Below are 17497 nucleotides of genomic sequence, written 5' to 3' on the forward strand. Positions count from 1 at the left end.
CGCTATGAGGGTGTCGTTCGGGAATATCTTGGTGTCCTCATCTGGGTTGAAAATCCACCTCTTCCCCCTCCTGATTGCGATCACCCATGTTCCGGTGTTCGCCGGCAGGTCGAGTTCATCAAGGGTCCTCCCAACGAGGTCGGAATCTGGAGAGACAACGGCCTTACCTATTGTTTCCTCGCTCTCAAGAATTACCTCAGTAACGAGGGGGTGGAGCTTCTCTTCGAGGGTCATCTTGGCTAAATCGGCTGCTGCGTCCGATATCTCGTCTATCGAGCGGGCCATCTGGAGGATGGAGGTTATCTGCTCCGCCTCCTTGATGTTTCTGGCGGCAAGAACGGCTCTGACCGTGAGGTTGTAGTTGAGGATGTCGAGGTACTCTTCAAGCTCAAGAACCTCCTCGGCCATCTCCTTCTCCCTAAAGAGAACCGCTGAGTAAGCCAGATCAACCATGAGCTCGGCAGTGTTCTTCATCTCGACGAAGATGTCCTTAACGTTCCTCGGCACCTCCACTTCGTCCCACTCTTCCACTCCCCACTCACCGGCCTTAAAAAGGAATGTCTTCTTATTTAGTTTTCGCCTTCCGCAAACGTTTAAACCCCAACGTGGAAGGAAGTTGAGTGATGGAGTTGAAGGATAAAGTCAGGAACGCCTTCACGGTGTCGCTTCCCTCCTTGGTAACTTCTCTAGTCATAGGTTTCTTTGGTGGAACATTCCTAGGTAAATACCTCAACATGACTAAAAGGGACTACCCCGGAATACTCGTGATACTCCCTGGGATGATGGGCCTCAGGGGAAACGTCTTCAGCTCGATGGCCTCGCGTTTTTCCACGATGCTCTACATTGGTGATCTTGAGCCGTCTCTAAAGGAGAAGAAAGTCCTGAAAAACGTCGTCATCGCGATGCTCCTCTCCCTAATCCCAATAACTTTCCTCTGGGCCGTTGGCGTCCTCGAGGGTGCTCGTTTACACGCGATCGAGGTATTCTTCGCAGTAATAGGCTCCACTATTCTGATCTCGGTGTTGTTAGGCTACTTCACGGCCTCAGTTACGATAGTTTCTTTCAGGCGCGACATAGACCCCGACAGCGTTGCGATACCACTCATAGCCAACAACTCCGACATCTTTGGAACCCTCTACGTCGTCCTGATAGCGAAGCTAATGGTGGGAGCATGATAGGCCTCTCGACGACCGCTTGCCTGGGAAGGGGCCTCAAGGCCTTTGAGGGTTGGCTTAAGGGTGTGAAGAAGCTGGGCTTTGGGGTTGTTGAACTCGTCAGTGAATGGCCCAGCTTCCTCACCTGGGACAACTGGAAGCCCTACTCGGAGCTTCTTGAGAGCTACTCCCTCGCCGTAACAATCCATGCACCCTTCAGTGACGTGAACATAGGCTCCCTAAACTCCCGGATTAGGGAAGCATCTCTGGAGGTTCTTGAGGAGGCCTTTGAGGTCTCTTCCCTAATGAATGCCTTGAACGTTACTGTTCACCCCGGCCACTGCTCTCCGGCGAGCAGGAAGTACCGGGACGACTACAACAGGGTTCACCGGGAGTCTCTTTCGAGGCTTGAGGCGCTTTCCAGGGAATACGGCGTAACCGTTGGCGTTGAGAACATGCCGAGCTTCCCCATACTGGACGCGCAGACCCCAGAGAGGCTCGCCGAGCTTATGGAGGGAATCGGGATGGGGGTTACCTTTGACGTCGGCCACCTGAACACCACTACAAGGAACTTCGAGGGCTTTCTTAGGCTCTTCCGGGGAAGGATAGTCCACGTTCACCTCCACGACAATTCTGGAAAGGGGGATGAGCACCTTGCCCTCGGGGAGGGAACCGTCCCGTGGAAGAAACTGTTGCCGAAACTCCCAGGGGTTCCCTGGGTTCTTGAGGTGGCCAGCCTTGAGGACGCGAGGAGGAGTCTGGGCTATCTGAGGGGCATTGGTGGGCTTTGAAGTTCATTGAGGGCCATTTTTACAAAACGCAACCCTTTTATACATCTTCACCGAACTGAAGACCGTGAATCTTCTGGAGGGAGGAGCATGGCTGAGAAAATCGTTGAGGAGCTGAAGCCTTTCTTCGAGCCCAAGGCCGTCGCTATCATCGGCGCGACCAACAAGAAGGGCAAGGTTGGGAACGTCATCTTTGAGAACTTCAAGAGGAACAAGGAGAACGGCGTCTTCAAGGGCAACCTTTACCCGGTGAATCCAAAGCTCGACGAGATTGAGGACTATAGGGTTTACCACAGCGTCAAGGAGCTCCCTGACGATACTGACCTCGCCGTTATAGCGATTCCCGCCCCCTTCGTACCCCAGACCATGAGGGACATCGCGGAGAAGGGAATAAAAGCGGTTATAATCATCACCGGCGGCTTCGGTGAGCTCGGCGAGGAAGGGAAGAAGCTTGAACGCGAAATCTACGAGATAGCGAAGGCCCACGGGATAAGGGTCATAGGTCCCAACTGTGTCGGCGTTTACGTGCCAGATACGGGCGTTGACACGGTCTTCCTGCCCGATGAAAAGATGGACAGGCCGAAGAGTGGGGCAATAGCGTTCGTCAGCCAGAGTGGTGCCTTTGCAGCTGCGATGCTTGACTGGGCGGCAATGGAGGGAATAGGAATCGGAAAGATGGTCAGCTACGGCAACAAGATAGATGTGGACGACGCCGATCTGATGGAGTACTTCGTTCACGACGACGAGATAAACGTCGTCACCTTCTACATCGAGGGCGTTAAGGATGGGAGAAAGTTCATAGAGAGCGCGAGGAAGATTACGAGGGTTAAGCCCGTGGTTGCCCTGAAGAGCGGAAGGACTGAATACGGTGCTAGGGCTGCTTCATCCCACACAGGTTCCCTGGCCGGGCAGGATGTCATCTACGACGCCGTCTTCAAGCAGACGGGAATAATCCGCGCTGAAGACTTCGAGCACATGTTTGATCTGGCGAAGGCCTTCGCGTCGCTCAAGCACAAGCTTCCGAGGGGGGACAGAATAGGCATTATTACTGACGGCGGTGGAGCTGGGGTTATGGCGAGTGATGCAGTGGCAAAGTTCGGCCTCAAAATGGCCGAGCCGAGCGAGGAAACTGTAAAGTTCCTTAGGGAGAAGTTTCCTCCACACGCGGTTATTGGCAACCCGACCGATGTCGTCGGCGATACCGACGCCGAGAGGTACAGACTGGCTTTGGAAGCTTTCACAAAGGACCCGAACGTTGATGCGATACTGGTAATAGTTCTCTTCCAGGTGCCCCTCCTTGAGGACGAAAAGGCCATAGAGATCCTGGCGGACTACCAGAGAAGGAGCGACAAACCCATAGTTGCCGTCGCGATGGGTGGAAGGAAGACCGACCGCTACGCCAAGATGCTCGATGAGAAGGGAGTCCCGGTTTACCCGACACCGGAGAGGGGAGTTAGGGCCCTAGCCGGTCTCGTAAGGTACGCTCAATATCTGAAGAAGGAATGAAGGTGGTAGTTATGAAGGAGGAAGCCCTTAAGGTTGTTGAGTCCGTCTTGGACGAGGGACGGACGGCTATGGTCGAGTACGAGGCAAAGCAAGTGCTGAAGGCCTACGGCCTTCCCGTTCCAAACGAAAAGCTTGCAAAGACCCTTGACGAGGCCCTGCAGTACGCCGAGGAGATAGGCTACCCCGTTGCCATGAAGCTGATGTCACCTCAGATTCTCCACAAGAGCGACGCTAGGGTTGTGATGCTCAACATAAAGACCCCAGAAGAGCTCAGACAGAAGTGGAAAGAAATCCATGAGAACGCGCGCAGATATCGTCCTGACGCGGAAATCCTGGGTGTCCTCATCGCCCCAATGCTCAGACCAGGGAGGGAAGTAATCATCGGCGTAACCGAGGATCCACAGTTCGGCCACGCGATAATGTTCGGCCTCGGCGGGATCTTCGTCGAGGTTCTGAAGGACGTCACCTTCAGAATAATCCCAATAACCGAACGCGATGCGAGGAAGATGATAACCGAAATCAAGGGCTACCCAATTCTAGCTGGAGCGCGCGGCGAGGAGCCAGCAGACATAGACGCGATAGTTGAGATGCTCCTTAAGGTCAGCGAACTCGTTGACGACCTTGATGCTTACATAAAGGAGATGGACCTCAACCCGGTTTTCGCCTACGAAAAGGGCAAGGGTGCTGTCGTTGTCGATGCCAGGATAATCCTCAAGAAGGTTCCAGAGAACAGGAAGCCCGAGGTAAGTGCAGAATACAGGGAGAGGTGTGCTTAATCTTCTTTTTCCTCTTTATAAACCATCTCGATATAGCTCAGGATATCGTGGATTATGAAGAAGCCTATCACCGCATCAACGGCCATCCCGAGCTTCCCGTACATAAGCGAGAGTATCGAGACGAAGAGCGTTATGCCCGCGTAGATCAGGGCCACTTTTACGGCTGTCCTGTTCTCCCTCCCTACAAAGTAGGCTAGGATGAGCGTGAAGATAGCGAAGGCTAGGTAAACCTGGGAAGAAGAGTAATAGGCCTGTCCCAGGAGGAGGAAGCCGTAGAGGGTGAGGAGATAAGTTGAGAGCTGGAGGGGCTTCACTCACACCACGTACTGCTCCAGAACCTCGGTGTATTTAAACCCATCGTCGGGGAAAATCAGAACGTAGGTGCCCTCCCCAAGCTCCTCTGAAACGGCCTCATAAGCTTTAACCACTGCCCCCGAGCTCAACCCAACGAGGAGACCTTCCCTTCTGGCGACCTTGAGGACTCCCCCTACTGCCTCGTTCTGGCTGACCTCGACTATTCTGTCAACATTCCCGGAGAGCCACTTCTGGCCGTTCACCCTTTTTATCCCCGGTATCCTCTCCCCCTCAGCGGGGACGACTCCAACGACGAGCGTCCCGTACCGCTCCTTCAGGTAAGCTGAAACGCCTGCTATGTGACCCGATGTTCCTATGCCCCCTATAAGGACATCGGGAGTCTTGTCGATGCTCTCAAGCTGTTCGGCTATCTCCTTTCCGGTCTGAGTGTAGTGGGCGAGGAAGTTGTCCTCGTTCTCGAACTGGTTCAGGTTGAGAGCACCATGGAGGTTAGCTTCCTCCCTGACGAAGTCCACCATTTCCGGATTTATAGTCTTGAAGTCTGTAACAATGACCTCCGCCCCAAGTGTCCTTAGGAGAATCCTAGTGGCCTTTGGGGTCGGCTTTGGGAGGTAGGCCCTGAACCTTATGCCGAGGACGTTGCTGAGGGAGGCGAGGGCTATGCTCGTGTTCCCGGAGCTCGCCTCAAAAAGGACATTGGGGGAGTTTTTCTCAAGGGCGCGGAGAAGCATCGTAAAAGCTGTCCTGTCTTTTATGCTTCTGCTGAATGGGTTAAAGAACTCCAGCTTGGCAAAATACATCCCCCCTCTCGAAAGACAGCCTGAGGAGGGGTGTTGGCTTGTAGCGCTCAAACAGCTCCATCGCGTTCTCGAAAACGTTCACTGCCACCACCGATGGGTCTTCGTAGGGAGACTTTAAAAACGTTTCTTAAACGTACAGTTATACACAAGATTGTCCATTTCATAAGTTCAGCAGTTTCAACAGCTTCTCGAACTTCCTATGAGAGCCCCTTATCACAGGGTGCCTCGGGACGAAGGGGCAGGGCCCTTCTGGGCGTGAGCTGACCTCAAAAGTCCCTATTGCTCTCGCGATTGAGACGACTTCCTCCTTGTCGAGCCCGATGAGGGGTCTTAGAACCGGGAGGTCGCTGGCGGTGCTGATGATTGCGAGGTTGTCGAGGGTCTGGCTGGCGACCTGGCCGAGGGAGTCTCCGGTGATAATGGCCAGAGCGTCCCGGGATTTTCCTTCCCTGCAGGCCCTCCTGAGCATCAGCCATTTGCAGACCACGCACGTCCACTGCTCTTCTCCAAACTCTCTCAACCTCTCGAAGGTCGGTATGTGTTCCTCGGAGAAGTCTATGACTAGGGGTTCTTCAATTTCACCGTATCCCTTCAGGACTTCCACCAACTCGAAGACCTTCTTCTCCTTAATAAAATCCTGCCTGAAGTGCACCGGGATGACGTGGAGACCCTTCTGGAGCATGAGATAGATGGCAACCGGTGAGTCTATGCCTGAGCTCATCAGTGCAACGACCTTCATCGCTCGGTGGTTGGTATTCCCCTTTAAGGCCCTTTCCAAAACCATAGGTTGGGTAGCCTACAGGAACTCCCCGAAGAGGAGGTCCTCCCTATTTCCTCCAGCCTTTTTAAAGACCCTCTCGCTCCACGAGACACTCCCAACAGCCTCTGGAAAGTGGGCGTCACTTGCGAAGGTCAGCTTAATCCCCCGTCTTATGCATTCCCTCACGAAGTCCAACCCCGGAACGCGGTAGCGGGAGCTTATTTCAAAGGCAATCCCCCTGACCTCTGCCAGCTCTAGTATCTCTCTAAGCTCCCCCTCGGGGGGATAGCCTGTGTAGTTGAAGCTTGCCCCGAAGTGCCCTATGACGTCCACATCATCTTTCAGGGCCGTCCTCACGAGGGTTAGGTACTCCTCCGGAGTGCTCACCCACTCGTGGACGCTTGCTATAACGTAGTCCAGCTTTTTCACGGCCCAGTGGGGGACGTCAATCCCGTCCCACGTTATGTTTGCCTCGACGCCGGCCAGCACCGTGAGTTCCGCCTCGCTCCCCCAGCGCCGTATCTCCCTTACGTAGCGGTTAAAGCCCCCGCCGAGGAGGTAGTGGCTGTGGTCGGTTATGCCGAGAACCCTCAGGCCCCTCTGTTCAGCGGCGGCTATGTTGTCGTAGATGGAGCCGAGCCCATCTGAGTACACCGTGTGGGTGTGGGCATCGTGGGGAAACTCCAGCATGTTCAACCCTTCTCTCCTGACCTTAAAACACTTCTGGACAAAATATCCGACGTAAAGTCAAACCTTGAATTTTGACAAAGCTTTAAATATCATCCCGCCCAACTCCCTGCGGTGGTGATCATGGTAGACCGCTCAAAAGTCCGCGTTGTTATAGCAAAGCCGGGCCTTGACGGCCACGATAGGGGGGCAAAGGTCGTTGCAAGGGCCCTGAAGGAGGCAGGCTACGAGGTCATTTATACTGGCATAAGACAGACCCCGGAGCAGATAGTCGAGACAGTCATCCAGGAGGATGCTGCTGTTCTGGGAATAAGCATACTCTCCGGTGCCCACATGGTTCTCATCCCGAAGATACTCAAGCTTTTAGAAGAGAAAGGATTGAAGCTCGGAGAGGATGTGGCGGTCTTCGCCGGTGGAATAATCCCACCTGATGACGCAGAGGAATTGAAGAAGATGGGTGTATTCGAGGTCTTCGGTCCGGGAACGCCTCTAAAGACCGTAATAGAGGCCGTTGACGGGGCCGTCAAAAACCTCAAGGGGTTCAGGGCTTAACTTTATATCCTTCCTGGATAATTTCTCCAGTGATGGCTATGTCCGACGAAGTAAAAGGTCTAATCGACGTTGCCCTTAAGGGAGACAAGAAGGCCATAGCAAGGCTCATAACCCTCGTTGAGAACGACGAGGAGACGGCCAGGGAGGTAGTCAGGAGGATATACCCACTCACCGGTAAGGCCTACGTCGTGGGCATAACCGGACCTCCCGGCTCTGGAAAGTCAACCCTCCTCGACAAGCTCGTAAAGCTCGCAAGAGAAGAGGGGCATAAAGTTGGGGTCATAGCAGTTGACCCTACCTCACCCTTCACCGGCGGTGCTTTACTCGGTGACAGGCTGAGGATGCAGAGGCACTCGACCGATCCGGGAGTTTTCATAAGGAGCATGGCGACGAGAGGTTCCCTTGGGGGCCTGGCGAAGGCTACCAACGACGCGATAAAAGTTCTCGACGCTTCTGGCTACGATCTTATCTTCGTCGAGACCGTTGGGGTCGGCCAGATAGAGGTGGATATAGTCAAGACAGCGGACACGGTTGTTTTCGTGACCGTTCCAGGACTTGGCGACGAGGTTCAGGCCATAAAAGCCGGCCTCATGGAGGTCGCTGACATCTTCGCCATCAACAAGGCCGACAGGGAAGGCGTTGAGATGGTCTACCTTGAGCTCAAGATGACCCTTGAATTCGAGAGGGACAAGTGGAAGGAGCTCGGCTGGGAGCCGCCAATAGTCGAAACGATAGCCTTCACCCTTAGGGGAGTCAGGCCCCTCTGGGAAGCCATAAAGAGGCACAGGGAGCACATGGAGTCAAGCGGGAGGCTGAGGGAGCGTAGGGCCTTCCGCGCTAGGGAAGAAGTCAAGACTATAATAGCCTCTTCAATAGCGAGGAAAGTCGAGGAGAGGCTCGCCAGCGGGGAGGCCGGAGAGCTCATAGATGAGGTCGTGGAGGGGAGGCTCGATCCTTATTCTGCGTCTCAAATTGTGATGGAAAAACTTAAGGAGGATCTCTGGAGGTGATTTCATGTTTAAGAAGATAGACCACGTTGGTATAGCCGTTAAGAACCTTGAGGAGGCCATAAAGGTCTGGGAAGGCCTTGGCCTCAAGGTTGACGAGATTGAAGAGGTTCCCGACCAGAAGGTTAGGACTGCCATAATCCACATTGGAGAGAGCAGGATAGAGCTTTTGGAGCCAACAGCCGAAGACTCGCCGATCGCGAAGTTCATAGCGAAGCGTGGTGAGGGGATACATCACATAGCCCTTGGCGTTGACAACATCGAGGGACACCTCGGGGAGCTGAAGGAAAAGGGCTACCGCCTCATAGACGAAAAACCAAGGATCGGCGCTGGCGGAGCCAAGATAGCCTTCGTCCATCCGAAGGCAGTAAGCGGTGTTCTGCTGGAGCTCTGCCAGAGGGAGTGAACTGTTCCCTACTATTTTTGACCTTTGTTTCAACTACTTTCTGAACGTTATGTTTGAGGGACAATACTTATAAGCATGAGAACCCACTTCCTACGTCACAAAAACAGTAATAGAGGGGGCGATATTCATGTTCCTGAGGGGGCGGAAGTCCCCCGTGACCTCCTCACGGCTTATTACCCCTGGGGCTGTTTCCAAACTCCTTAGGGATGAGGGGAGAAGAGTTGTGCTCATAACCCGGAACCCCAATGAGTGGTCCAGTAAAAATGTCTCACGCCTCTGGATAAGCAGTATTGATCATCCCGAAGCGATCGACCCGAGGAGGCTCCACGTTATCGAGCAGAAGGTCTGGGAGGAGCTGAAGAAGGGGAACGCTGTGATTGTTATTGACGGTCTTGAATACCTCCTCCTTGAGGACGGGCCCGAGACAACTCTCCGCTTCCTTGGAAAGCTGAGGGACATGGCGATACTCACGAACTCCAACATCTACATCGTCGTCAGCGAGGCCATCGATGAGAGGATTAGGAACCTCCTGAGGAGGATAGTTGAGTGAGGTTTATATATTGAACCTTCCTTTTCCCCCTTTAGGTGTGAGTCTATGCCTTACATTGAAAAGATTGAGATGAAGGGCTTCAAATCATACGGCAACAGGAAAGTTGTCGTGCCGCTCGCTAGGGGTTTTACAGCCATTATCGGTGCCAACGGTTCTGGAAAGAGCAACATCGGTGACGCGGTTCTCTTCGTCCTTGGCGGGCTCTCCGCGAAGGCGATGCGTGCCAGCAGGATAAGCGACCTCATCTTCGCGGGCTCAAAAAGTGAGCCCCCGGCAAAGTACGCCGAGGTGGCGATGTACTTTAACAACGAAGACAGGGGCTTTCCGATTGATGAGGACGAAGTTGCAATCAAAAGGCGCGTTTATCCGGACGGTAGGAGCGCCTACTGGCTCAACGGGAAGAGGACAAGCAGGAGCGAGATAATAGACATCCTGAGCGCCGCGATGATTTCTCCGGACGGCTACAACATAGTCCTTCAGGGTGATATAACTAAGTTCATCAAGATGTCCCCAACCGAGAGGAGGCTTATCATAGACGAGATATCGGGCATAGCCGAGTACGACGCCAAGAAGGAGAAGGCCCTCCAAGAGCTCAGGCAGGCCGAGGAGAACCTTGCGAGGGTGGACCTCCTCATACGGGAGGTGAAGGGCCAGCTGGACAAGCTTGAAAAGGAGCGCAACGACGCCTTAAGATACCTCGACCTGAAGGAGCGCGTTGAGAGAGCAAGGGTTACCCTCCTACTCGGGGAGATAAAGAGGCTGGAGCGCTTTATCGAGGAGGGAAAGGCTAAGAGTGAGGGACTTGAGGCCGAGATCGGTGCCCTTGAGGCTAAGCTGAAGGAGATAGCCAAGGCCATCGTCGAGAAGGAGAAGAGACTTGCTGAGGTTGAGAGGGAGCTTGAGGAGAAGAGCGAGGACGGAATCCTTGAGGTAACTAGGAAGATAAGCGAGGTTAAGTCCAAGGTAGAGCTCGCAAGGAGGAACATCGAGAACGCGGAGAGGGGAATAAAGGACAGCCAGAGGGGGCTCTCAAAGGCCAAGGAGGAACTGAAGAAGGTCTCGGATGAGATCGAGAAAAGTAGGGGTGCCATAAAGCGCTGGGGGAAGAGGCGCGAGAAGCTCCTGGCGGAGATAAAGACCCTTGAATCCAGCAGGAACGAGCTCGTCATCAAGCTCGGAGAGATTGACAGGAAGTACTCCCTAGCCAGAGAGGAGTTCGACAAGGTCGTTGAGGAGCTTGAGGGGGCGAAGAGAGAGCTCTACATGAAGGAAAGCGAGCTGGGAAAATACAGCGAGGAGATTGAGAGGGCTAAGGCCGGAATAGTCCAGGCCAACCTCAGGAGGAATTCACTGAAGGCCAGCGTAGAGGAGACGAAGAAGGGACTTGAAGCCAAGAAGTTCGAGCTTTCAGAGGTAGAAGCTAAAATATCGAAGGCCGAGGCTAGGCTAAGGAAGGCCGAGAAGGAGCTTGAGGAGAAACTTGGAAGGCTCAAGAGACTGGAACCGGAGCTCGCGAAGGCCAGGGAGGAGCTGATAAAGGCCGAGGCCCAGAAGGAGGTGAGGGGCAACAGGGCCGTTGAGTTTCTCAAGAGGGAGAACATCCCCGGCCTCTACGGAACTCTGGGGGAGCTCATAAGTGTCTCCGACGGAAAATACGCCCTCGCCGTCGAGGTGGCCCTTGGTGGCAACTACGACAACGTTGTTGTTGAGGACGACCGCGTCGCTGAGAAGGCCATAAAACTCCTGAAGGAGAAGAAGCTCGGCAGACTAACCTTTCTCCCCCTCAACAAGATAAAGCCGAGGTCAATGAAAGTGAATCCTTCTCTCGGCGTTCCGGCTCTGGACGTTGTGAGCTACGATCCCCGCTTTAAAAACGTCGTTGCATACGCCCTCGGGGACACCCTTATAGTGAACGATATGGACGATGCGAGAACCATTGGGATAGGGAAGGTCAGGATGGTAACCCTCGGTGGTGAGCTCCTTGAGAGGAGCGGTGCCATAACCGGCGGTCACTACAGGCCCCGCGGGAGACTAGGCCTGAACGTTGGTGAGATAAAGAAGCGCGTTGAAAGCCTGGAGGGACAGAAAGAAGCCCTTGAAGCTGAGATAAACTCCCTGAGGGCCGAGCTTAAGGGGATTGAGAACACGCTCTTCGAGCTGAGAATGAGGAGGAGCGAGCTCAATAAAGACGTTCAGGTTCTCCAGAAGGAGCTTGATAGACTCCTTTCCGAGGACAGGGCTTTAGCCGAGGAGATCGAAGAGAAAGAAGGCCTAATAACCAAGTTCCAGGAGATGACCGAGAAGGCCAGGCGGGAGATGGCGAAGCTGAGGGGAAGGATAGAGAGACTCGAGAGAAAGAGGGAGAAGCTCAGGAAGGCTCTCGACAACCCCGAGGCAAGGGAACTTAACGAGAGGATAAGGGAAGTCGAGAGGGAGATATCCAAGCTCAAGGAAGAGCTCAGTAGGGTGGAGAGCAAGCTCGAAAGCCTTGAGAGCAGGATAAACGAGGAGCTCCTCCCGAGGAAGGCTGACCTTGAGGAGGAAATTGAGGGTCTCATAAACAGGATAAACGCCCTAAAGGCCAACATAGAGGAGAACGAGAAGGCCATAGAGGGCTTCAATGCGGAGCTCGAGGAGCTGAAGAAAGCCGAAGAGAGCGTTAAGGGCGAACTTAAGGAGCTACGCGACGAGCGCGAGAGGCTGAGGAAATATGTAGTCGAGCTTAGGAAGGAAAAGGACGAGTCCTCGGGCAGGCTCAACAAGCTCAGAATCGAGGTGAATACCCTCAGGATAAAGCTTGGGCAGGCGGAGGCCACTCTGGCCGAGAAGAGAGCCGAGCTGAAGCACTTCGACGCCAAGCTGATAAGGTCGATTAAGGAAGTCCCCCTGGAGCTCGACGCTCTCAGGGAGCAGATAGAGGAGATGGAGGCCGAGATGCGCTCCCTTGAGCCCGTCAACATGAAGGCCATAGAGGACTTTGAGGTAGTTGAGAGGCGCTACCTTGAGCTTAAGAGCAAGCGCGAGCAGGTAGTCGCTGAGAAGGAGAGCATAGAGGAGTTCATAGAGGAGATAGAGGGACAGAAGAAGCAGGTCTTCCTCCAGACCCTCAACGAGATAGCCAAGAACTTCTCACAGCTCTTCGCCAAGCTCTCACCGGGTGGCGAGGCGAAGCTCGTCCTCGAAAACTCCGAGGATCCGTTCTCGGGTGGCCTTGAAATAGAGGCCAAACCTGCAGGAAAGGACGTCAAGAGGATTGAAGCGATGAGCGGTGGCGAGAAGGCTATAATAGCGCTCGCTTTCGTCTTCGCGATACAGCGCTACAAGCCGGCCCCCTTCTACCTCCTTGATGAGATAGACGCCCATCTGGACGATGCAAACGTCAAGCGCGTCGCCGACCTGATCAGGGAGTCCGCTAGGGAGAGCCAGTTCATCATAATGACGCACCGCGATGTCATGATGGCCAACGCTGAGAGGATAATCGGCGTCAGCATGAGGGACGGTGTCTCCAGAGTCGTCTCGCTGAGCCTTGAGAAGGCGAGGAAGATACTTGAAGAGATAAGGAAGAGGGACGAGAAGGAGCACAGGGAGATGTTCGGGAGGTTGAGCGAGGGGTGAGAACAATGGAATCCCGGCGAGAAGAGGAGATTACCCCGATTGACATCCTCCTACAGCTGGTTCAGCTCGGGAAGGTTGACCCCTGGAATATAGACATAGTTGACCTCACCGAGAAGTACCTTGAGAGGCTCAGGGAGATGAAGGAGCTCGACCTCCGCGTTTCCGCGAGGGCTATCTTAGCGGCTTCGATACTCGTGAGGATGAAGAGCGAGGCACTGCTTTATGCCGATAGCGAGGAGGAGGAAGAAGAAACGGAAGAGCGCATCCGTGTCGAGGTCGAACCACTTGCCCCGCCCCTTAGGAGGGTCGAGCGCTACTACACCTTCGACGACCTTGTCGAAGCTCTCATGGATGCCCTTGAAGAGGCTGAAAAGAAGAAGCCGAGGAAGAGAAAGAGGGAGGAGATAGACGAGGAGGTCTTTGTGGTGGATGACTTCCGCGTTGACATCGGGAAGCACGTCAACAAGCTCTATGGGATAGTGAAGAAGCTCCATGAGGAGACGGGAAAGCCGATAAACTTCTGGGATCTTGTCTTTGATCCCACCCCAAAGTACATTGCCAGAACATTCCTCTACCTGCTCTTCCTCGCTGACATGGGCAGGGTAGATCTCATCCAGGAGGAGCCCCTCGGAGAAATCTTCGTTATTCCCCTTGAAGGCCAGCCCGCGTGAGGGCGGCATTTTTCTATTCGCTTTCTCCTAATTTGGAGAACTCCCGATCTCTCTTCTATTGGTGGTCTTGGGTTATGGCCAGGGGGAGCTACCTGACGTAAGGCTCCTATTCTCCCGGTTGATGAAAGTTCCAGAGCTCTGATTATACCCTCCCAGTCTCCCCCTCTTGGTGAGCCTCTCCCCTGAGTGCCCCGTCAGGAGCATGCCCTGGGTTTGTCCGAGAGTTTATAAAGTTCGCCGGGAACCTAAACATATGTATCTCCGCAGGGATTTAATCGAGCCCCGCGTTTATCAGGAGGTCATCTACGCGAAGTGCAAGGAGCGGAACTGCCTCGTCGTTCTGCCGACTGGCTTAGGGAAGACGCTCATAGCGATGCTCATAGCCGATTACAGGCTCTCGAAATACGGCGGGAAGGTTCTCATGTTAGCTCCGACCAAACCCCTCGCGGTTCAGCATGCGGAGAGCTTTAGAAAGCTCTTCAACCTCCCCCCGGAGAAGATAAACGTTCTGACCGGCGAGCTTTCTCCCGAGAAAAGAAGGAAGGTCTGGGAGGAGAGCGTTGTAATAACGGCCACGCCCCAGACGGTTGAGAACGACGTCCTGACGGGGAGGATTAGCCTTGAGGATGTGGTTCTGCTCGTCTTCGACGAGGCCCACAGAGCGGTGGGCAACTACTCCTACGTCTTCATAGCGAAGGAATACATCAAGACGGCAAAGCACCCGCTCGTTCTGGGGTTGACGGCCTCTCCAGGAAGTGACGAGGAGAAGATACGGGAGATAGTGAAGAACCTCGGGATAGAGCACATCGAGGTGAGAACCGAGGGGTCGCCTGATGTAAAGCCCTACGTCCAGAGCATAGCCTTCGAGTGGGTCAGGGTTGACCTTCCCGGGATTTACAAGGAAGTCCGTTCAATCCTCAGGGAAATGCTGAAGGAGAGTCTCAAACCGCTCGCGAGTGCGGGCCTCGTCAGTTCCTCTTCTCCGGACATACCCAAGAGAGAAGTCCTCCAGGCGGGTTCAAGGATAAACCAGGCCGTTGCCAAGGGCGACTACTCCATTGGGCACCTAATGAAGCACCAGGCTAAGGCGATGAAGCTCCACCACGCCATAGAACTCCTCGAAACCCAGGGACTAACCGCGTTGAGGGCCTATCTAAAAAAGCTCCGTGAGGACCGCTCCAAGTCGAGCAGAGAACTTATGAAGGATCCCCGCATGAGGAAGGTCATCTACCTCCTCGTTCAGGCGAAGGAACTCGGAATAGATCACCCGAAGATGGGGAAGCTGAAGGAGCTGGTGAGGAAACAGCTTGAGAAAAAGCCCGGTTCAAAGATAATCGTCTTCACCAACTACCGCGATACAGGCAGGAAAATAGTCGAAGAGCTCAAAAACATGGGGATCTCTGCCGAGCGCTTCATAGGACAGGCCAGCAGGGCTAACGACAGGGGGATGAGCCAGAGGGAGCAGAAAGAAATACTGGAGAGGTTTTCCCGGGGAGAGTTCAGGGTTCTGGTAGCTACCAGCGTGGGCGAAGAAGGGCTTGATGTTCCGGAGGTTGATCTGGTTGTCTTCTACGAGCCCGTTCCCTCTGCCATAAGGAGCATCCAGAGGCGCGGTAGAACTGGAAGGCACAGGCCCGGAAAGGTCGTCATCCTGATGGCGAAGGGAACGCGCGATGAGGCCTACTACTGGAGCTCAAGGAGGAAGGAAAAGGGAATGTTCGAGGCCATAAAGAAAATCGCCCGGGAGCTTGAGAAGTCTAGACCGAAAAAGGCTGAAATAAGGGGAAAACCTGTGGAGAGGGTGGAGATGGGGAAGGGGAAGATCACCCCGCTGGACGCTTTTCTGAAGCCCAAGAAGAAGGAAGCCGAGGCTCTTAAGCCTCGGGAAAAGTCAGAAAAGGCAGATAAAAAGCTGGAGGAACTCCCGATTAAGCCCATATTCGTTAGAAAGCCGAGGGGTTTAGTGGTCTACGCCGACTCGCGCGAGCTGAGGAGTGGGGTTCCAAAGCTCTTGAAGGAGCTCGGGGCTGAGATTGAAGTCAGAACACTGGACGTTGCCGATTACGTCGTCAGCGAGGAGGTGGGAATAGAGAGGAAGAGCGCAAACGATTTCATACAGTCAATAATCGACGGCAGGCTCTTCGACCAAGTGGAGCGCTTAAAAAAAGCCTATGAGAAGCCGGTAATAGTCATCGAGGGTGGGCTCTACGGCATTAGGAATGTGCACCCGAACGCGATAAGAGGGGCCATAACGGCCGTAATGCTGGACTGGGGTGTACCAATACTCTTTTCCTCAGGCAAGGAGGAGACCGCCCAGTTCATCTACCTTATGGCCAGGCGCGAGCAGGAGGAGCGGAAGAAGGAAGTAAAACTCAGGAGCGAGAAGAAAGCCTTAACTTTAACGGAGAGACAGCGGTTAATAGTTGAGGGCCTGCCGAACGTCTCGGCAACTCTGGCGAAGAGGCTTTTGAGGCACTTCGGCAACGTGGAGCGGGTCTTTACAGCAACCGAGGAGGAGCTGAAGGAGGTCGAGGGAATAGGTGAGAAGAAGGCGAGGGAGATCAGGAAGGTCATCACGTCTCCGTATGTCGAGGAGGACAAAGCTTAAGAGAACCAGGAGTGAAACAGAAAAACATCCCCGGGAAACCGCGGTGGGTGAGCGAACGGCGAGCCGTGACCCCGCTTCGCTCCCCGGGGGTACACTCATCTTCTCAGTATTGAGCTGACACCTGCTGAGGCTAGTATTAGGAGCTCTATCATGCGGTAGGCCTCTTCCACGTTCTTCGCGGTGAAGACAACACTCCTTCCATCGGTTCTCTCCACGAGAGGACAGAGCTCCGCGGAATCGGCGAAGGCACTGCTGAGGAACTGAACCTTCACCTCAACTGGCGTTTTTACCTTTAACGGTCTTATCTGCCCTCCCTTCCACCTCCTCACGGCCTCGGTAGCTCCCTCCTTCAGGAGGGCCTCGACGGTTTCCATAGCCGGGCTGACCGAGGAGTAGCGGGAGAAGCTCTCCTTCAGAACAACCCCAACGGTCCCTGGTAGTTTACCCATGTCGTCTTCTATGAGTCGTCTATCCCCTGCGACCATCGCAACGGGAACGCCCCACTCGCCGAGGAGGTACGCGTTGAGGAGGGCCTCGCTTACGGCCCTTCCGTTCACCTCTATGTTGGCTACGCTCGAACTGCTGTAGGTGTGGTCGAAGGTGGCCTTACCCGTGCCGGCCTTGGCATGGTAGCCGAGGAAAACCGCGATGTCGGTTCCTTTCGCCCCGGCGACCATGCTTAAGGGCCTTGGGAAGCCCCTGACTAGCTCCACATAACTGGGCATCTCCTCCGGCAGTACGTTCACCATTGGCCCGTGACTGTCCGCTATCACGACCTCTTCAAAGCCCTCATTGTGCAGAGCTTCCGCAACGGTCTTGGCGACTCTCGTGGCTATTTTCCTGGCTTCCCCGTAGAGAGAACCTTTAGGTAGAAGGTGCTCAACGCTCACAACGTGGGGCAGGCCCTCAAGGTCTATTGAAACAAAGGCCTTCACGGGTATCACCAGATGAACATCGAAACGCTAAGGTAAAAGTCTTTCTATAACCACCGGTAATATCAGCGCCTGAAAGCGATAATCCCTGCTTATGAAAAAGGTTTTATAGGACTTCTTTCAAAGAATAGCACGGTGATGGCTATGAAAATTGTAGAACTCGATATTAGAGTTCCCTACGAGAGCAGGGGGCGGATCTTAAGGCGTATCCTCTCCAAGGTTAAGGGCAGGATAAGGGACATACACTTCCTCCCGCCCGATGCAACAGGCATGTCCGAGGTCAGGATGGAGCTCGTTGGTGGTAAGGACCTAATTGGGGAACTTAAGAGGGTTGTAAAAAACGGAAAGGTGTCCTTCAGGATTCTTTCCG

General features: G+C 54.2%; 18 protein-coding genes. 12 read left to right on the forward strand and 6 right to left on the reverse strand.

What is annotated here, in order from left to right:
* A partial coding sequence (locus MVD07_RS08905; protein ID WP_297501047.1) for a TrkA C-terminal domain-containing protein occupies nt 1–531 on the reverse strand: 531 nt, incomplete at its 3' end.
* A gap of 92 nt (nt 532–623) precedes the next feature.
* Between MVD07_RS08905 and MVD07_RS08910 the strand changes: the two genes are divergently transcribed.
* From MVD07_RS08910 to MVD07_RS08925, 4 genes are all read left to right on the forward strand, one after another.
* Nucleotides 624–1175 carry a magnesium transporter gene (locus MVD07_RS08910; RefSeq protein WP_297501082.1) on the forward strand — a complete coding sequence of 184 codons (552 nt, stop codon included), beginning with the start codon at nt 624–626 and terminating at the stop codon, nt 1173–1175.
* Nucleotides 1172–1945 carry a sugar phosphate isomerase/epimerase family protein gene (locus MVD07_RS08915; protein ID WP_297501050.1) on the forward strand — a complete coding sequence of 258 codons (774 nt, stop codon included), beginning with the start codon at nt 1172–1174 and terminating at the stop codon, nt 1943–1945. Before MVD07_RS08910 ends, MVD07_RS08915 begins: the two co-directional genes overlap by 4 nt.
* A gap of 87 nt (nt 1946–2032) precedes the next feature.
* Nucleotides 2033–3448 carry a CoA-binding protein gene (locus MVD07_RS08920; protein WP_297501053.1) on the forward strand — a complete coding sequence of 472 codons (1416 nt, stop codon included), beginning with the start codon at nt 2033–2035 and terminating at the stop codon, nt 3446–3448.
* Between the two features lie 11 nt (nt 3449–3459).
* Entirely contained in the window at nt 3460–4224 is a 765-nt protein-coding gene (locus tag MVD07_RS08925) for an acetate--CoA ligase family protein (protein WP_297501084.1), read from the forward strand.
* On the opposite strand, the gene MVD07_RS08930 is transcribed toward MVD07_RS08925, so the two are convergent.
* The 4 genes from MVD07_RS08930 to MVD07_RS08945 all read right to left on the reverse strand — a co-directional run bounded on the left by MVD07_RS08930 (nt 4221) and on the right by MVD07_RS08945 (nt 6789).
* The gene (locus MVD07_RS08930) at nt 4221–4538 is read right to left on the reverse strand and encodes a hypothetical protein (RefSeq protein WP_297501056.1); all 318 of its coding nucleotides are present in this window, start codon (nt 4536–4538) and stop codon (nt 4221–4223) included. The two genes, MVD07_RS08925 and MVD07_RS08930, sit on opposite strands and share 4 nt — an antisense overlap.
* Complete coding sequence (locus MVD07_RS08935; protein WP_297501059.1) at nt 4539–5339, reverse strand: PLP-dependent cysteine synthase family protein; 801 nt, start codon at nt 5337–5339, stop codon at nt 4539–4541.
* 160 nt (nt 5340–5499) lie between these two features.
* Nucleotides 5500–6078 (reverse strand): hypothetical protein, encoded by a 579-nt coding sequence (locus MVD07_RS08940; protein WP_297501062.1) that lies wholly within the window; start codon nt 6076–6078, stop codon nt 5500–5502.
* A 57-nt stretch (nt 6079–6135) separates the two neighbouring features.
* On the reverse strand, nt 6136–6789 hold the full coding sequence (locus MVD07_RS08945) for a PHP domain-containing protein (RefSeq protein WP_297501064.1): 654 nt from the start codon (nt 6787–6789) through the stop codon (nt 6136–6138).
* Nucleotides 6790–6909: 120 nt separating this feature from the next.
* Here MVD07_RS08945 and MVD07_RS08950 point away from each other — a divergent pair, with 120 nt between their 5' ends.
* From MVD07_RS08950 to MVD07_RS08980, 7 genes are all read left to right on the forward strand, one after another.
* A complete protein-coding gene (locus MVD07_RS08950) occupies nt 6910–7338 on the forward strand; it encodes a cobalamin B12-binding domain-containing protein (protein ID WP_297501087.1) in 429 nt (142 codons plus the stop codon).
* Nucleotides 7339–7376: 38 nt separating this feature from the next.
* Nucleotides 7377–8348, forward strand: coding sequence for a methylmalonyl Co-A mutase-associated GTPase MeaB (gene meaB, locus MVD07_RS08955; protein WP_297501089.1), 972 nt, complete (start codon nt 7377–7379; stop codon nt 8346–8348).
* Between the two features lie 4 nt (nt 8349–8352).
* Nucleotides 8353–8751, forward strand: coding sequence for a methylmalonyl-CoA epimerase (gene mce, locus MVD07_RS08960; protein ID WP_297501067.1), 399 nt, complete (start codon nt 8353–8355; stop codon nt 8749–8751).
* A gap of 127 nt (nt 8752–8878) precedes the next feature.
* Entirely contained in the window at nt 8879–9301 is a 423-nt protein-coding gene (locus MVD07_RS08965; protein WP_297501070.1) for a DUF835 domain-containing protein, read from the forward strand.
* Nucleotides 9302–9346: 45 nt separating this feature from the next.
* Nucleotides 9347–12916, forward strand: a complete 3570-nt coding sequence (smc, locus tag MVD07_RS08970) for a chromosome segregation protein SMC (RefSeq protein ID WP_297501072.1) — start codon at nt 9347–9349, stop codon at nt 12914–12916.
* A gap of 5 nt (nt 12917–12921) precedes the next feature.
* Nucleotides 12922–13587 carry a ScpA family protein gene (locus MVD07_RS08975; protein ID WP_297501075.1) on the forward strand — a complete coding sequence of 222 codons (666 nt, stop codon included), beginning with the start codon at nt 12922–12924 and terminating at the stop codon, nt 13585–13587.
* 253 nt (nt 13588–13840) lie between these two features.
* Nucleotides 13841–16195 (forward strand): DEAD/DEAH box helicase, encoded by a 2355-nt coding sequence (locus tag MVD07_RS08980; protein WP_297501078.1) that lies wholly within the window; start codon nt 13841–13843, stop codon nt 16193–16195.
* A gap of 95 nt (nt 16196–16290) precedes the next feature.
* Here MVD07_RS08980 and MVD07_RS08985 read toward each other — a convergent pair whose 3' ends face one another.
* Nucleotides 16291–17130, reverse strand: coding sequence for a M55 family metallopeptidase (locus MVD07_RS08985; RefSeq protein ID WP_297501092.1), 840 nt, complete (start codon nt 17128–17130; stop codon nt 16291–16293).
* Between the two features lie 135 nt (nt 17131–17265).
* Between MVD07_RS08985 and MVD07_RS08990 the strand changes: the two genes are divergently transcribed.
* On the forward strand, nt 17266–17497 hold a 232-nt coding region (locus MVD07_RS08990), incomplete at its 3' end, for a hypothetical protein (RefSeq protein WP_366078502.1).

Source organism: Thermococcus sp. (genome assembly GCF_027008145.1).
GTDB lineage: Archaea > Methanobacteriota_B > Thermococci > Thermococcales > Thermococcaceae > Thermococcus.

Excerpts from the sequence above, each read along its gene's own strand:
- MVD07_RS08910 (WP_297501082.1), top strand. The coding sequence starts at position 624 with ATGGAGTTGAAGGATAAAGTCAGGAACGCCTTCACGGTGTCGCTTCCC.
- MVD07_RS08915 (WP_297501050.1), top strand. The coding sequence starts at position 1,172 with ATGATAGGCCTCTCGACGACCGCTTGCCTGGGAAGGGGCCTCAAGGCC.
- MVD07_RS08920 (WP_297501053.1), top strand. The coding sequence starts at position 2,033 with ATGGCTGAGAAAATCGTTGAGGAGCTGAAGCCTTTCTTCGAGCCCAAG.
- MVD07_RS08925 (WP_297501084.1), top strand. The coding sequence starts at position 3,460 with ATGAAGGAGGAAGCCCTTAAGGTTGTTGAGTCCGTCTTGGACGAGGGA.
- MVD07_RS08935 (WP_297501059.1), bottom strand. The coding sequence starts at position 5,339 with ATGTATTTTGCCAAGCTGGAGTTCTTTAACCCATTCAGCAGAAGCATA.
- MVD07_RS08940 (WP_297501062.1), bottom strand. The coding sequence starts at position 6,078 with ATGAAGGTCGTTGCACTGATGAGCTCAGGCATAGACTCACCGGTTGCC.
- MVD07_RS08945 (WP_297501064.1), bottom strand. The coding sequence starts at position 6,789 with ATGCTGGAGTTTCCCCACGATGCCCACACCCACACGGTGTACTCAGAT.
- MVD07_RS08950 (WP_297501087.1), top strand. The coding sequence starts at position 6,910 with ATGGTAGACCGCTCAAAAGTCCGCGTTGTTATAGCAAAGCCGGGCCTT.
- meaB (WP_297501089.1), top strand. The coding sequence starts at position 7,377 with ATGTCCGACGAAGTAAAAGGTCTAATCGACGTTGCCCTTAAGGGAGAC.
- mce (WP_297501067.1), top strand. The coding sequence starts at position 8,353 with ATGTTTAAGAAGATAGACCACGTTGGTATAGCCGTTAAGAACCTTGAG.
- MVD07_RS08965 (WP_297501070.1), top strand. The coding sequence starts at position 8,879 with ATGTTCCTGAGGGGGCGGAAGTCCCCCGTGACCTCCTCACGGCTTATT.
- smc (WP_297501072.1), top strand. The coding sequence starts at position 9,347 with ATGCCTTACATTGAAAAGATTGAGATGAAGGGCTTCAAATCATACGGC.
- MVD07_RS08975 (WP_297501075.1), top strand. The coding sequence starts at position 12,922 with ATGGAATCCCGGCGAGAAGAGGAGATTACCCCGATTGACATCCTCCTA.
- MVD07_RS08980 (WP_297501078.1), top strand. The coding sequence starts at position 13,841 with ATGTATCTCCGCAGGGATTTAATCGAGCCCCGCGTTTATCAGGAGGTC.